Genomic DNA, 14,789 nt, shown 5'->3' with positions numbered 1-14,789 from the left:
TTTCACTCCGCTGCAATCGCTTTGGGGGCGGACGATTTAGGCTTGGCGCCGTGTTCGTATTCTTCGAGGAAATCGAGAACCTCTTGCCGGTAAGCGTAGTAATCCGGATGTTCGAGCAACGCCTTGCGTGTTCGTGGCCGCGGCAGATCAACCTTGGTGATCTTACCGATGGTCGCTTGCGGGCCGTTGGTCATCATCACCACGCGGTCGGCCAGCAGGATCGCCTCATCCACGTCATGGGTGACGCAGATCGCGGTCACTTTAGTGCGGGACCAGACCTCCATCAGCACTTCCTGCAATTCCCAGCGCGTCAGGCTATCGAGCATGCCAAACGGTTCATCCAGTAGCAGCAGCTTGGGGGATAGGGCAAAGGCACGGGCGATGCCGACTCGTTGCTTCATACCGTTCGAAAGATCGCTGGCAGATTTGTCCATCGCGTCAGCCAGACCGACGCGTTCCAGATAATATTCAACGACATCTTGCCGCTCGGCGACGCTGGCCTTGGGATAGACCTTATCGACCCCGATCGCGACGTTTTCCTTGGCACTGAGCCATGGGAACAAGTTGGGCGATTGGAACACCACGGCACGTTCAGGATCAGCGCCTTCAACGTGGCGGCCATCCAACTTGATCGCACCTTTAGATATCTCATTCAGCCCCGCCGCCATGGTCAGAACCGTGGATTTGCCGCAACCGGAATGGCCGATCAGAGAGATAAACTCACCTTTGTCGATCTTCAGATCAAAGTCCTCTACTACGGTCAGCGGCCCCTTGGGGGTCGGATAGATCTTGTGCAATTGCGAGAAGTTGAGGAAGCGGTTCTGAATCATCCCCTTCTGAGCCTTGGCAACCGCTGCTGGCACGCCGTGCATTGGCGTTACGTTGGGCAGGATGCGTGAACCTTCGACCTTGGCCTCGATCCCCACATCCATCAGGTATTTGGTGACGTCCGCGCGCAGGCGTTTGAAGGTTTCATCATTATTCATCGCCCTCGATCACGCGGTCGAGGGATCGAAACGCGGAACTCCTGCCCCAACGTGCCATCCGGGTTCAGGGCAATGATGCGGTCGGCCAGAATGATCGCCTCATCCACATCATTGGTGATCAGCACGCAAGTCTTTTTGTCGGCTTCCCAGATATGTTCGATCTCATCCGCCAGATTGGCGCGGGTCAATGCGTCTAGCGCAGAGAGTGGTTCATCCAGCAACAAAACCTCTGGGTTCATCGACAACGCACGGGCCACATTGACCCGCTGGCGCATACCGCCGGACAGTTCAGCCGGGCGACGCGTCGCAGCGTGGCTGAGGCCAACCATCTTGATGTGATGTGCAACCTTCTCGGCTTTCTCGGCCTTGCAGAGACCGGGAAAGACCGTATCAACCGCCAGCCCCACATTGCCGCTAACTGTCAACCACGGCATCAGAGAATAGTTCTGGAAGATCACGCCTCGTTCCGGACCCGGGCCCTTGATCGGGGAGCCTTTAAACGTGACTTCTCCGCCGGTCGGGGAGTCCAGCCCGGCCATCAGGTTGATCAGGGTGGTCTTTCCGGAGCCCGAAAACCCGAGGATCACCAGAAACTCGCCTTCCTGCACGTCCAGATCGATGCTTTCAGCACTTCGGTGCAAGCGGTACCTTCTCCGAAGGATTGGAGGCGTTATTGAAGCTCAGAATACTCATCACGCTCACCGATTGTTTGTAAAGGTGAAGAGGGATTGGAGTGCGTACATCACCCGATCCAGCAGGAAGCCGATAATGCCGATGGTGAAAACCGCAACCATGATCTTGGCGAGTGAACTGGATGAACCGTTCTGGAATTCATCCCAGACAAACTTGCCCAGACCAGGGTTTTGCGCCAGCATTTCAGCCGCAATCAGAACCATCCAGCCAACGCCTAGAGAAAGGCGCAAACCGGTGAAGATCAGCGGCAAAGCCGAGGGGAGCACCAGCTTGGTGATCTTTGTATAGGTGTTCATCTTCAGAACTTTGGAGACGTTCACCAGATCTTTGTCGATGGACGCCACACCAAGCGCGGTATTGATCAGGGTCGGCCAGAGCGAACACAGAGTCACGGTGATGGCAGAGATCAGGAAAGACTTTGCAAACCAGCCGTCATTTGTGACGTAGACCGCCGAGACGATCATGGTCACGATCGGCAACCATGCCAGAGGCGAGACCGGTTTGAAAATCTGGATCAGCGGGTTCAGTGCGGCATTTGCGGTCGGAGACAGGCCAGCGGCAATGCCAAGCGGAACCGCGATGACAGTGGCGATCAAAAACCCGAAGAAGACAGTTTTTATCGAGGTCCAGATTTGCTGGTAGTATGTTGGCGCCCCGGTGAAGGCTACGTCTTTCACTTTCTCGGGCTGTCCGGCATCAATGAATTTCTGATTGCGCTTCTCGACCATGGCCTCGAATTTCGCTCGTTTGGCGGATTTGGCCTTTGCGTCCTCGTTCAGACTGACCATTTCTTCCCAAACCTGAGCCGGTCCGGGCACCGCGCCCAACGAGGTCTGAACCTTGGGGGCCAGTGTGGCCCAGAGCAGCAGGAAGGCACAGATCGACAGCAGGGGTACGATCAGCAACCGCCAGATTTCGGTTATCTGCGCGCGTGGGTTGTCTCCGGCGGCGGCCTTTAGGACGGGCGTGGCCCAGCTGAGGCCCAGCACCTGAAACCACTTGTCGGCTGCGTTGATGCGGGTGAAAAGGCGGGCGCGACGTTCCTCTCGGGCGGCGTCTGCATTGAATTCTGGATCGACCGTTGTCATCTGATGCGTCCTTGCGATGGCGGGGCACTGTTTGGGCCACGCCCAGCAGATGCTGGGCGCGGATTTTTGGGATTAGCCTTGCACGTCCGAGCCGACGATCGTCTGACCGTCTTTCAGACCGATGGAGAGGCTTTCGAGATAGGCGTTGGGGGTGCGGCCGTTGTAGGCGATGCCGTCAATGATATCCTCGGCCGGGGTCGGGGCTTTGTAGCCGTCGCTGTCCCAAGGGAAGTCGGCCTCATTCGCCAGCCCTTCGTCGACCAGCAGGCGTGCGGCCTCCAGATAGATTTCAGGCTTGTAGATGGATTTAGCGACTTCGTCGTACCAGCTGTCAGGCTTGGATTCGTTGATCTGACCCCAGCGGCGCATCTGCGTCAGGTACCAGACGGCGTCAGAGTAGAACGGATAGGTGGCATTGTAGCGGAAGAACACGTTGAAATCGGGAACCTCGCGCTTGTCACCTTTTTCGTATTCGAACGTGCCGGTCATCGAGTTGGCGATGACGTCATAGTCCGCGCCCACAAATTCTGGACGGCTCAGGATCTCGACCGCCTCGGGGCGGTTAGCATTGTCGTTCTCATCCAGCCACATCGCCGCACGGATCAAAGCCTTGGTCACCGCCAGAGTAGTGTTCGGATACTCCTCAGCGAACTCAGCCGTGATGCCGAAAACCTTCGGGGTTGTTCTTCCACAGCTCGTAATCGGTAATAACCGGAACTCCGATGCCCTTGAACACCGCTTGCTGATCCTGTGGCTCACCCACGCAGTAGCCATAAATTGTACCGGCCTCCAACGTGGCTGGCATCTGTGGTGGAGGTGTTACCGACAGGAACACATCCGCACCGATCTGACCGGTAACATTGTCTGGGCTGTAATACCGGATGCAGCCCACCCGCGGCCAGCCAATAGCGCAGTTCGTAATTGTGGGTCGAGACCGGGAATACCATGCCCATGTTAAAGGGCTTGCCTTCGGATCTGTATTTCAACGACCGGAGCAAGCGCCTCGGCACTGATAGGGTGTTGGGGACGACCATCCTCCATCACCGGGATGTTCGGTTTCATCTCTTCCCAGATTTCGTTGGACACGGTGATGCCGTTGCCGTTCAGGTCCATCGAAAACGGTGTGATGATATGCGCCTCGGTCCCGTATCCGATAGTCGCGGCCAAAGGCTGTCCGGCCAGCATGTGTGCACCGTCAAGCTGCCCATCGATCACGCCATCCAATAGAACTTTCCAATTGGCTTGTGCTTCCAGCGTCACGAACAGGCCTTCGTCCAGAAAGTACCCATTCTCGTAAGCGACAGCCAGCGGCGCCATATCGGTAAGTTTGATAAAGCCAAAAGTCAGTTCGTCTTTTCCAGTTCCAGTTCGGCCAGTGCCGGAGACACAAGCGCCGTCGCTGCGACGAGGCCTAAAAGAAGCTTTTTCATCTCGATCCCTTTCGGTTCAGCCCAACCTCTTGGCAACAAAAGCCGCCGACACAGTCCGCCGGGAGGAGGTGGCGGATGGTCGAGCGGCTTTGCTCTTGTAAGGTGCCCTGGATTGTGGGCGAATTCCGTCGGTGGGCGTCGTTGCCTTCCGATGTTCCGATTAAGACATCCTTGATCCGGGCCGTCACCCAGTTTTGAGCGTCAAAGTGTGATTTTTCTGCGGTGCAGCGTGATTTGATGCTGCGATGCAAAATTTTGGGCACTCTTACCCCGTTGGCTCGAAAATGCGACGGTCGAAGAAGACGTTCGGCGCCAGAATCAAGCTTCCGTTTGTCGAGGCAACGGTGGTCGACTCAGGAAGCGCCCCTTCCAGCTTCTCTGACGCTCCGGGGGTTTCGACACCCAGCCCGAACAACTCGCGCCGATAGAGGTCGCTGCGAAAGACGCAGGCAGCCTGACGTTCGGCTGTGCTGACATAGATCCCGTTCCGTTGTGCTAGCTGATGCGCGATCCACTTGGCCTGACTGCGCCATGGGAAGGTGGCAGCGCCATCAAAGAACTCGACAAACCCATCCACATGGCGTTGCTCGCCGCGCGCCGAGATTGTGAATTCGCCCATTAATGCACGATCGATTAGTTCGGGTGAGACATTGAGGTAGGTTTTGCGCGATAGCATCTCGGACGCGGTTGTTCGGCTGTCCGTGTTTGAGAGCCAACGTCCCGCGCGCCAAACGGCCCGCATGAGGCTACGCAGCAAATGCGGCTCGGTTTCGGCCCAGTCGTTTCTAACTGCCAACACCTTTTCAGGTGCGCAGGTCCAAATCGCCTTACCGGGCAGCAGCAACGCGCCAACACTATCATCCACGGCGAATGAGCCCCAAGGCTCGCCCACGCAGAAGGCGTCGATCTCACCACCTGCAAGCGCCTGCGCCATCAGAGGGGCGGGACAGTGCGGATTTCGACCTGCTTCGAAGCCAGTTCGGTTCCCGCAACCCAATAGCGCAGCAGTTCGACATGCATCGAAAACGGAAACGGCACGCCGAACACCAAAACGTCACCAGCAGCCTTTGCCAGTGCAGCCCCAGCCGCCGCGGCATCAGTGAAATCGAAGCCATAGCCCTGATCGGTCAGACGCCCGGCCAATTGAGTTCCAACACCTATGACGTTGCCATTCAGGGAAAGGACCGACACCGCAGAAAGCGGCGTCGCGATACCGCCCAAACCCAAGGCCATTGCGACAGGTATAGGTGACAAAAGATGTGCCGCGTCCACATGCCCAAAGGCCAGCATATCGCGCAAAGAGGACCATGACGGAGCCAGTCGCAGGTCCAACGAAATACCTTCGGCATGATCGAACCCCATCTCGCGCGCGACAATCAACGGGGCCGCGTCAACCAGCGGCATATAGGCGACAGGCAGGTTTACGGTTCTCATGACAACAATCCCGAAGCCGTGACCAAGGCTTCGGCCACATCTGCAACCCGGCGGTTCTGGTTCATCGCCGTTTTGCGCAGAAGTGCGTAGGCCTCGTCTTCAGACACACCCTTGGCTTTCATCAACAACCCTTTGGCGCGCTCGATCACCTTGCGTTCTTCCAGCGCGCGGCGGGTCTCGACCAGTTCGGTCCGCATCTGGCGTAGTACCTGAAACCGGGCGATGGCGGTATCGATCACGGGTTTGATGCGCTCGGCTTGCAAACCATCGACCACATAAGCTGATACCCCGGCCTCAACTGCGGCTTTCGCTAATCCGCCCGCAGCGCCCGAGACGAACATGGCCACCGGTCGCTCCATCGGGCCGGAGGCAACGGTCAACTCTTCCAGCATATCTCGCGATGGATTGTCTATGTCGATCAGAACTATGTCTGGGCTATGCATTACGATTTTACGTGCCAGCCCAGAGACATTGCCGATTACAGAAACGTCTACGTCTCCAGACTCTTTCAAAGCATCCACAATTGCAAAAGCACGTTCTTGATTCTGCTCGACGACAACGACGGTAAGGTGTTGTTTCATAGGCACCAAGTGCGCCCAAACTTCATCGATCGCAATTCCAAGGCCGCCAAGCATTTCATCATGCTGCCAGCTTGCCCATTTTATCAGCATGTTTTTACGTTCAGCGGAATGTCTGCACAGTTTTTCTACATTCCATCAAGGAAATCTGGCATTAACGCTGGCGTGGCGCAATTGATCGGCCCTTTGATTTTCATTTGGTCCAATCTCCGGATATGGGTGGTCGAAATGCAATTTCATCGACGATGAGAAATCGAAGGTCCGCTTTGACGGTGAACCACGTGATTTCGCGATCGCAGCGAATGTCCGATTCCGCCGATTTTGTCTGATGTTGTACCGTTACGCGATCACTTCCGCGTTAACACAATTTACTCCTATCAACAGTGGCGAATTTCCGGTTCGAGCCCAGATCGATCCTGCAAAATGACGCAACCCATCGCCCGCGGTGAATGCAGATAACTCGCTTTAAGTTGGGTCTTGATAGAATATCGAAAGGCGAGAACGTCTTACATGTCTTCTATTCGATTATAAGCCTACGCTTTAGTAACCTATCTAGGCCTCTATGCTTGGATCGGATCACCTGGCAACCCTATCGCCTCTCTGATGGCGTCAGGCAGATTCAGATTTTGTGCGAGGATATTCGCTTTTTCTGACAGCGCCTCCGCATGTTCTGCAGCAGTTTCCGCTTTGGAATGCATTCCCGACTTCCTGAATATCCACGCCTTCACTAACCAGAAGTGTCTGCAGTAGGGACGCATTTCAGTCGCGTCTGAAATTGCTTCGATCGCGAGTTGCTTATCACCTGTCATCATGTGGGCAATCGAAAGAGGATAAAGCCGGTACGTAAGAAACGGATCCTCGGTGGAACGACTGACGGCCTTCGCTAAACTCTTCCGAGCAGCTTCCCAGTTTCCGGCAATAACTTCAGTGTAACCGCTCGCCTCCATACCCAAAACGTAGCTGGGATTCAGTCGGAAGATCCTATCAATGGTGCTGTCAGACGAATTCGAACCAGTCTCAGTTTGCCTCGGAAACCGCGAACCTATTCGGAACAAAGTTGACGCCACTCGCTAAGAGCGGCGGCGCGGGTCAGCTTGAAGGTATCTCGGCTTGCGAGCGATCCTTCCTGGTTTAAGTGGTTGTAGACAGAGGAGTGGACCGAGACGAATTTCTGCAAATTTCGCATGCGCCTGAACCGTTGCATCGCGCGTTCGCGTCGTCGGAAAGGAAGGTGTGAATTCTCGACGCGGTTATTGAGCCACCTGCCCGTCTGCTGTTTTTCGGTAGCACCAAGCTCTCTGAGAGCAGCCCGATACGATGCGAAGCGATCCGTGATTACGGTTTTCGCTTTTCCGTGACGCTTCATCAATTTCTTGAGGAATTTCAGTGCTGCAGCTTTGTTTCGGCGTTTGGTGACAACGGCTTCCAGCACCTCGCCTTCGTGATCAACAGCCCGCCAAAGATAATGCCGTTTGCTATTTACCTTCACGAAAACCTCGTCCACGTGCCACTTCCATTTGGAGTATGCTCTCAATTGCTGAACACGCTTTTGTCGGATCTCAGCAGCAAACATCGGGCCAAACCTGTTCCACCAATACCGGACAGTTTCGTGGCTCACGTCGATCCCGCGTTCGTGCAGCAGATCTTCGACATTCCTAAGCGAGCGGAAACGGATGTACAGCATCACCGCCAAGCGGATAATCTCGGGATTGGTTTTGAAGTACTTGAAAGAGGCAGGTCTGGTCATGAGAAAGCTACGAAAGCCCCTGCCCGCCTCAAGGCAAGTTCTTCTGACAAGACCGTAAATTCCCTGCTGGCAGGGAAAATCAGGCAAAACCGACCCCGGTTTAAGCCGTGTAGAGACGCAGCGGGAATACGAGAAAATACCGTCTCTGGGTTGTATCTCTGAGTGAAGAACAACGGCGCAAGCCCCGGAATGGCAGGGCAAAATCCCAAACCTACATCAGTTTCTCTCGGTAAATTGTGGGTGGCGGAGACAGGATCGAACCCTGGAGACGGTTTCCCGCCTACACACTTTCCAGGCGTGCGCCTTCGACCACTCGGCCACCTCTCCGTGCGCGCGATATTTGGACCATCGCCGGGGGATTTGCAAGGGGCGATTAAAGCGAAAATTCAACCTTCCGCAGTTCCGCCACAGACCCCGTTACAGCTCGTCCCCATCACCGTCTGCAAGATCGGCCTCGGTCATGTCCGCAGGCTTGGAAGACAGGGGTTCGGTAGGTGTTTTTTCCGTTGCAGGTTCGGTTTCTTGCGCAGGCCCCTGCCCTTGCAGCGTCTCAGGATTGCGCAGCCAGACATCGCGCTGCGCAAAGGGGATTTCAATACCTTCTTCGACAAACCGGCGGTTGATCTCGTGGTTCATATCCGATTTCACCGAAAGCACCCAGTTCACGTCGCGCAAGATGGCGCGAATTTCAAAATCCAGCGAATCCGCACCAAAGCCCTGAAACACCACGCTGGGCGCTGGATGCGCCAGAACCATCGGATGGGAATTGGCAATCTCACCTAAAATCTTCTCGACCACGCGGGTATCTGTGCCGTAGGCCACGCCCACCGGCACGATAACGCGCCCGATCGTGTTGCCCCGCGTGTAGTTCGTCACCACCCCGCTGATCAGGTCCGAGTTGGGAACGATCACATCGGTACGATCAAACGTCTCGATCCGCGTAGACCGCACCGAGATATCGCGCACATAACCCATCATCCCATTCACATCGATCCAGTCCCCCTTGGAGATTGGACGCTCGACCAGCAGGATGATCCCCGACACAAAATTCGACACGATGGTCTGTAGTCCAAAGCCGATCCCAACCGACAGCGCGCCGGCGACAATGGCCAGCGAAGACAGATCAAACCCCGCCAACATGATGGCCACCAGCGCGGCCAGGAATATCCCCACATAGCCGGTGCCCGCGGCAATCGCGTTCTGACCGCCCGGATCGATACTGGTCTTGGGCAGCAGAGAATTGCGCAGCCCGCTTTGCAACAGCCGGGTCAAGCCATAGCCGATGACAAACACTATTAGGAAGGTAAAGAAGTTGCGGGGCGAAATCGTAACGCCGCCAATGTCAAAACCAAGCAGCAAACGCGACCAGACTTCAAGCAAGTCAGTCTGTCGTGCGCCCCAATACAGCGCCAGAACCGGCAATGTCAGGATGGCGATTATAAACCCGGCCAACACCGAAAACAGTGAGTCCCGCGCCGACTCCCCTTGCCCGCTGAGCCAGCCGTAAACCGAGGTGATAAAGCGATGAAAGATCGTCAAAGCCGCAAACAGAACCAGCGTTTTCACCGCCGGGAAAACGATCCCCTCGGCTGCATTGGTGTAACCGACGGCGGCCAAAATCGGGCTCGCAATCCCCAACAGAAAAATCGCCCGGCGCAGAAAGTCCATCAGCTGGGTCAGCCCGGCACTTCTCGGCGTTTCGCTTGACTGCCCATCTTCGGCTTCTGGTTTTGTGGTCTGAATCCGGCGGATACGCAGAAGTACCAGCGCGGTTCCCACTACCACAGGAAAGCTGATAACGGCCCGCGTCGCGTCCGAGATATTTTCGATCTGATCAAACAGCAGCCCGAATTCGTACACGATCAGGAAGATCGCCAGAATATCCAAGTAAACCCGCAGCTGCGTGACACTCTTGCGGGATAGCCGGTTAAAGTTCTGTGCCGCCTGCGAGATGTGAACCTGACGTCCGATCCAGTCGTAATAAAATATAATCGCGGCCCAATAAGGAACATTCTGGATTAATAGCGTTCCGCGCAATCCCGGCAGGCCAGTCATTATGATCGCCTGAACCAGCAACCAGACACCCAGCCATGGCAGCAGAATCCGCAGCAGTGAAACCAGAAACGACCACACGCCGCTGCCCCGGCCGCCCAACTGCCGTAGATATTCACCTGCAGCCTCGGACCAGTAACGTCCGTAGTACAGTAAAATCCCTGCCGCGACGGTCAGGAAGAAAATGCCCAGCCCGCGCTCTTTCAGGTGTTTTTGAACGATGTTGGTTTTCAGGTTCAGCGCAGATTCATTGATCAGGCCTCGCACGGCCTCGACAATATCGACCCAGGCTGGGCCCCAATAGACAGGGTTAAGCGGCGATACACCGCGTTCTAAAAGCTCTTTTGTCTGTCGCTCGCGCAACAGGCTGTCTATCTCGCTGATCAGGCCGTTGGCGCGGCTGAACGCTTCTTCCGAGATGATTTGCGGCACCTGCAGGCTGGTCAGTTGGTTTTCCAGATGCTCGCGAAGCTTGGCAATCTCTTCGGGTTCGGTCGCATCCCCTTCGGGGGCTGGCCCCAACGCCTTGATCTGCGCGTCCAGCGTCTGGATACGGTCGGTATTGGCGCCACGTGCCTTGTTGAAATCCTCACGATAGTTGTGGATTTCAGCCCGCAGGTTTTCCAATGCCGCGTTTGACGTGCGATCGGATTCGATATCCTTCTCGGCGCGATCCGCCGTCTCAAGCCAGTTCTGGTAATATTCGCTTTGCCGATCAGTCAACTGGGCGGCAACGGGGCCGCCCAGCATGGCAAAACAAACCAGAAGAAACGCAAGAAACAGGCGAACCTGCCGCAGCATCATACGTCCTCGAATACGCCAGGAATGCTGCGTGGGGCTTCGGTCATCCAATCTGGCACCGGCAGTTCCTTTTCACGCAGGAATTCGGGATTGAACAGTTTGGACTGATAGCGCGTGCCAAAGTCGCACAGGATCGTCACAATGGTGTGGCCCGGCCCCAGATCCTTGGCCAGACGCACCGCGCCCGCCATGTTGATCGCGGTCGACCCGCCCATAACCAGACCCTCCTCGCGCAGCAGATCAAAGATGTATGGCAGCGCCTCGTTATCGGTCATCTGGTACGAGAAGTCTGGCTTGAACCCTTCAAGGTTCTTGGTAATGCGCACTTGACCGATACCTTCGGCGATCGAGCTGCCCTCCATAGCGATCTCACCAGTGGTGTAGTACGAATACAGTCCTGCCCCCATCGGATCGACCAAAGCGATCTTGACGCCCTTGGGCTGCAACGCGTCGGCCACGCCGGCCAGCGTACCACCCGAACCTACAGCGCTGACGAAGCCATCAACCTTGCCGCCCGTCTGCTCCCAAATCTCGGGGCCGGTGGTTTCCACATGGGCCTGACGGTTGGCAACATTGTCGAACTGATTGGCCCAGATCGCGCCATTGGGTTCAGTCTGCGCCAGTTCCTCGGCCAGACGGCGCGAATAATGCACAAAGTTGTTGGGGTTGCGATACGGGGCGGCCGGAACCTGAACCAGTTGCGCGCCCGCCAGACGCAGCATGTCTTTCTTTTCCTCGGATTGGGTTTCCGGGATCACGATCACCGTTTTGAACCCCATCGACGCGCCCACCAATGCAAGGCCAATACCGGTGTTACCAGCCGTGCCTTCGACAATGGTTCCGCCGGGCTTCAGTTCACCGCGCGCAATTGCGTCCTTGATGATGTAGAGCGCCGCGCGATCCTTGACCGATTGCCCCGGGTTCATGAACTCGGCCTTCCCGAGAATCTCGCAACCGGTCTCTTCACTGATGCGCTTCAACCGGATCAGCGGTGTTTTCCCGACTGCGTCGGCAAGGTCTCGTGCAATGCGCATGGCGCCCTCATTTCATTACGTATCAACGAAGATTTACAGATGCCGTGCGACAACCACAAGCGGCGATAGTTAACCGCGCAAACGATCGCGATGCCGGGCCAGCCAATTGGCCATCAACAACAGGGGCAAATCCTTGAATTCGTTGCTGTCGACCTTTTGAAGGAACGCGTCATATGGCAGGATTTGTGTGCGAATATCCTCACCTTCCGTAGCAACGCCACCATTGTCGATGGTCCGGGTCAAATCAGCCAACCCAACATAAAGGTAGACATACTCGGTCGATGACCCGCTCGAGGAGTAGGCACCGCCTGCATATTCCAAGGCGTTCAGCGACACCTGCGCCTCTTCCTGCACTTCGCGGTGGGCGGCCTGATCCGGCGTTTCACCGGGGTCGATCATGCCAGCTACCGGCTCCCACATCCACGGTTCGGGATCGTCGATCAGAAAAACCGGCGCGCGGAATTGTTCAACCAAAAGAACAGTGTCGCGCACCGGGTCATAAGGCAGAACAACGACGGCGGCCCCCTGCATCAATCCGCTCCGGTGCAGCACAGGACCCATCGTTCCGTCATGCTGGCGGTGCTGCACATCCAATTCTTCCACACCGAAATAATTGACATAGGCCCGCCGATGGCTTTGCACGATCACATCTTTTGCGACGTCACGCGGATCGCCCGTCTGGCGTTTTCGCGCAGCCAGCTTAGCCCAAGCCCGGGTGCGGATCGGCGCAAAGTTACGAGCGATCGTGGTTGCGTCGACCTTGCCGTAATAGGCCAGCTCTTCTTGTGCAGCCAGCAAGGTCACTTCGGACCATTCATCAACCCAGGCCTGCAACGACCACGGCTTGTCTGGTGTCCACAATTCGGGTTCGGGAAAGAACACACTAGCCTCGGCGCGTGAGCCGTCAGCAACGTCCACACCGTGCGGGCTGAGATCATAGTCGAACCCACCTTCGTAAAAAGCCAATCGTTTCAGGTCTTCGGGGCTGAAACCCTGAACCAGCAACCCCATGGCCTGACTCCCCTTTTCTGGAACAATCATCGGGAAGGCCTGGCCTGCCACGCCATAAACAGCATGGTCCGGCAAACTGGCCTGAGATATTTTTATTTGTGACAGCGGGTGGCCAAGCACACATTCCAGCAGCGGCAAATGCCTAAGCGTGCCGTAAAAAAACAAATCGGACACTAGAGTAAAGCTCGTCTAAATTCTGGTGAGTTATCGCCAGCGACGGCCGGCTTCTTCTGTTGCAAGCCCTGCGATAAGAGCTCCGATAGCCAAAGTCCACAGAATTTCCGGAACGATGAGCAGTTTGCCGTAGTCCACACCAATCTGGAAAATGGCCGTGAGCGCCTCAAACGGGCCGTCATAGCGATGACGCATGGCCAGTCGGAACATCTCGTAGCAACCCTGAACAAAAAGGGCCCAGAACACCAAGGATACAACCCCAGCGATGCCATTATTGACCGCGGCGGTCCAGCCGCGACCAACGCGCTTTCCCATCACCTTCCAACCACAGGCCACCGCAATAATCATGTTGACATAGGTGAACCAGCCATAGTCCTTGCCCTCTTCGCCGTTGCTGATAATCATGCTCGACACGATAAAGGCCACTGCCAATAGGCATAGTGAAGCAACAAGTCGCGGCGCAGTAGGCATTCGGAATTTCCCTTTGTTAACTGGGTTTTGCTATAGTGATCTGTGTCACATCGCAGTTGCCAGTGTCAAAGGCCGCGCCACACGCGGTTAAATAATAGTTCCACATGCGCCGGAAACGCTCGTCAAAGCCCATTTCCGAAATTTCGTCCCATTTGTCGTTGAACGTCTCGTACCAACGACGCAATGTCAGGTCATAACTTTTACCGAATTCCCGCGATTTCACGACGTTCAATCCTGCCTCTGCCACCTGCTGTTTCAGGATCGTCGGCGCGGGGAGCATTCCGCCGGGAAAGATATATTTCTGAATGAAATCAACGCCGTTCTTGTAAATATCCCAACGGTGATCGGCAACGGTTATGATTTGAAGGGTCGCGTGCGCACCGGGTTTCAACCGATCACGCACAGTCTCAAAGTAAACCGGCCAGTATTTCTGTCCGACGGCTTCGAACATCTCAATCGAGGCGATGCCGTCATACTGGCCACGCTCGTCGCGATAATCTTGCAATTTGAACTCAACAAGGTCAGAAAGTCCTAATTTTTCAATTCTTTGCCTTGCAAAGTTTAACTGTTCCTGGCTGATCGTCAAACCTGTGACCCGAAGGCCACGCTCTTTTGCGGCATATTCAGCGAAACCGCCCCATCCGCAACCGATCTCAAGGATGTGGTCACCGGGTTTGGCACCCATTTCATCGACTAGGCTGGCATATTTCGCAGTCTGCGCTTTCTCCAGGCTTTCCTGCCCTGTTTCGAACAGCGCGCTGGAATAGGTCATCGTTTCATCCAGCCACAGCCTGTAGAAATCGTTCCCCAAATCGTAATGGTACGAGATGTTCTTCTTGGCCTGTCGACGGTTGTTGTTGTGCAACCAAAATCGAAGGCGTTCATAGGCTTGCACCAGGAACCTTCCAGTGAAATCGTCATACACCGTCTCAGTCCCTAAATGCACCAGATCCATGAACGATCGCAGGTCGGGCGTGCTCCACCCACCCTCTAGATAAGAATCCGAAAAACCCAGCTCACCCTCTCGGATCAAACGCGCAAATACGTCGGGATCGTGAATGTCCACGCGCGCCACTGGCCCCGGCTTGGCACCTTCGGATCGGAACACGCGCCCATCGGGCAAAGCGATATCCATTCGCCCCGAACCCATCCGGTTCAACATTTTGAACACTTGAGCAAAGTATCTGGGCAGGTCTTTTTGCCCTTCAGTTGTCGTCAGGATCATCCGCTCTCCCCTGTGCGGCCGCAGTTAAAAGCTAGGCCGAGTTTGTGTTTGTGGCAAGTTTTCAG

The 14,789-nt window shown here is 55.7% G+C and carries 9 protein-coding genes, 1 tRNA gene and 3 pseudogenes; all 13 read right to left on the bottom strand.

From position 1 onward, the window contains the following. Positions 1-2: 2 nt before the first annotated feature. The 13 genes and pseudogenes from ACR3EP_RS03900 to ACR3EP_RS03840 all read right to left on the bottom strand — a co-directional run bounded on the left by ACR3EP_RS03900 (position 3) and on the right by ACR3EP_RS03840 (position 14,724). Positions 3-1,679: pseudogene (locus ACR3EP_RS03900) on the bottom strand (ABC transporter ATP-binding protein). Between the two features lie 5 nt (positions 1,680-1,684). Then, complete coding sequence (locus ACR3EP_RS03895; RefSeq protein WP_170397536.1) at positions 1,685-2,767, bottom strand: ABC transporter permease; 1,083 nt, start codon at positions 2,765-2,767, stop codon at positions 1,685-1,687. 72 nt (positions 2,768-2,839) lie between these two features. Further along, positions 2,840-4,197, bottom strand: a pseudogene (locus ACR3EP_RS03890) (CmpA/NrtA family ABC transporter substrate-binding protein). A gap of 265 nt (positions 4,198-4,462) precedes the next feature. Beyond that, positions 4,463-5,631: pseudogene (locus tag ACR3EP_RS03885) on the bottom strand (ABC transporter substrate-binding protein). Then, the gene (locus tag ACR3EP_RS03880) at positions 5,628-6,212 is read right to left on the bottom strand and encodes an ANTAR domain-containing response regulator (RefSeq protein ID WP_480636415.1); all 585 of its coding nucleotides are present in this window, start codon (positions 6,210-6,212) and stop codon (positions 5,628-5,630) included. Before ACR3EP_RS03880 ends, ACR3EP_RS03885 begins: the two are co-directional and overlap by 4 nt. A gap of 557 nt (positions 6,213-6,769) precedes the next feature. Next, a complete protein-coding gene (locus ACR3EP_RS03875; RefSeq protein ID WP_425080765.1) occupies positions 6,770-7,156 on the bottom strand; it encodes a hypothetical protein in 387 nt (128 codons plus the stop codon). Between the two features lie 95 nt (positions 7,157-7,251). Continuing rightward, positions 7,252-7,956, bottom strand: a complete 705-nt coding sequence (locus ACR3EP_RS03870) for an IS6 family transposase (RefSeq protein ID WP_480636413.1) — start codon at positions 7,954-7,956, stop codon at positions 7,252-7,254. Positions 7,957-8,197: 241 nt separating this feature from the next. Further along, positions 8,198-8,283: transfer RNA gene (locus ACR3EP_RS03865), tRNA-Ser, on the bottom strand. 90 nt (positions 8,284-8,373) lie between these two features. Continuing rightward, on the bottom strand, positions 8,374-10,809 hold the full coding sequence (locus ACR3EP_RS03860) for a DUF3772 domain-containing protein (protein WP_480636411.1): 2,436 nt from the start codon (positions 10,807-10,809) through the stop codon (positions 8,374-8,376). Further along, a complete protein-coding gene (locus ACR3EP_RS03855; RefSeq protein WP_170348483.1) occupies positions 10,809-11,843 on the bottom strand; it encodes a cysteine synthase A in 1,035 nt (344 codons plus the stop codon). Before ACR3EP_RS03855 ends, ACR3EP_RS03860 begins: the two co-directional genes overlap by 1 nt. 69 nt (positions 11,844-11,912) lie before the next feature. After that, positions 11,913-13,028 carry an NUDIX domain-containing protein gene (locus ACR3EP_RS03850; RefSeq protein WP_170548499.1) on the bottom strand — a complete coding sequence of 372 codons (1,116 nt, stop codon included), beginning with the start codon at positions 13,026-13,028 and terminating at the stop codon, positions 11,913-11,915. 30 nt (positions 13,029-13,058) lie between these two features. After that, positions 13,059-13,499 (bottom strand): TrgA family protein, encoded by a 441-nt coding sequence (locus ACR3EP_RS03845; protein ID WP_170513615.1) that lies wholly within the window; start codon positions 13,497-13,499, stop codon positions 13,059-13,061. Positions 13,500-13,515: 16 nt separating this feature from the next. Next, positions 13,516-14,724, bottom strand: a complete 1,209-nt coding sequence (locus ACR3EP_RS03840; protein ID WP_480636408.1) for a class I SAM-dependent methyltransferase — start codon at positions 14,722-14,724, stop codon at positions 13,516-13,518. Between the last annotated feature and the right edge of the window lie 65 nt (positions 14,725-14,789).

The organism is Ruegeria sp. BB10 (assembly GCF_056535725.1).
Note: the sequence above shows the minus strand (reverse complement) of the source record. Positions and strands in the feature narration are given on the sequence as shown.

Excerpts from the sequence above, each read along its gene's own strand:
- ACR3EP_RS03880 (WP_480636415.1), bottom strand. The coding sequence starts at position 6,212 with ATGAAACAACACCTTACCGTCGTTGTCGTCGAGCAGAATCAAGAACGT.
- ACR3EP_RS03845 (WP_170513615.1), bottom strand. The coding sequence starts at position 13,499 with ATGCCTACTGCGCCGCGACTTGTTGCTTCACTATGCCTATTGGCAGTG.
- ACR3EP_RS03840 (WP_480636408.1), bottom strand. The coding sequence starts at position 14,724 with ATGATCCTGACGACAACTGAAGGGCAAAAAGACCTGCCCAGATACTTT.
- ACR3EP_RS03875 (WP_425080765.1), bottom strand. The coding sequence starts at position 7,156 with ATGGAGGCGAGCGGTTACACTGAAGTTATTGCCGGAAACTGGGAAGCT.
- ACR3EP_RS03855 (WP_170348483.1), bottom strand. The coding sequence starts at position 11,843 with ATGCGCATTGCACGAGACCTTGCCGACGCAGTCGGGAAAACACCGCTG.
- ACR3EP_RS03860 (WP_480636411.1), bottom strand. The coding sequence starts at position 10,809 with ATGCTGCGGCAGGTTCGCCTGTTTCTTGCGTTTCTTCTGGTTTGTTTT.
- ACR3EP_RS03870 (WP_480636413.1), bottom strand. The coding sequence starts at position 7,956 with ATGACCAGACCTGCCTCTTTCAAGTACTTCAAAACCAATCCCGAGATT.
- ACR3EP_RS03895 (WP_170397536.1), bottom strand. The coding sequence starts at position 2,767 with ATGACAACGGTCGATCCAGAATTCAATGCAGACGCCGCCCGAGAGGAA.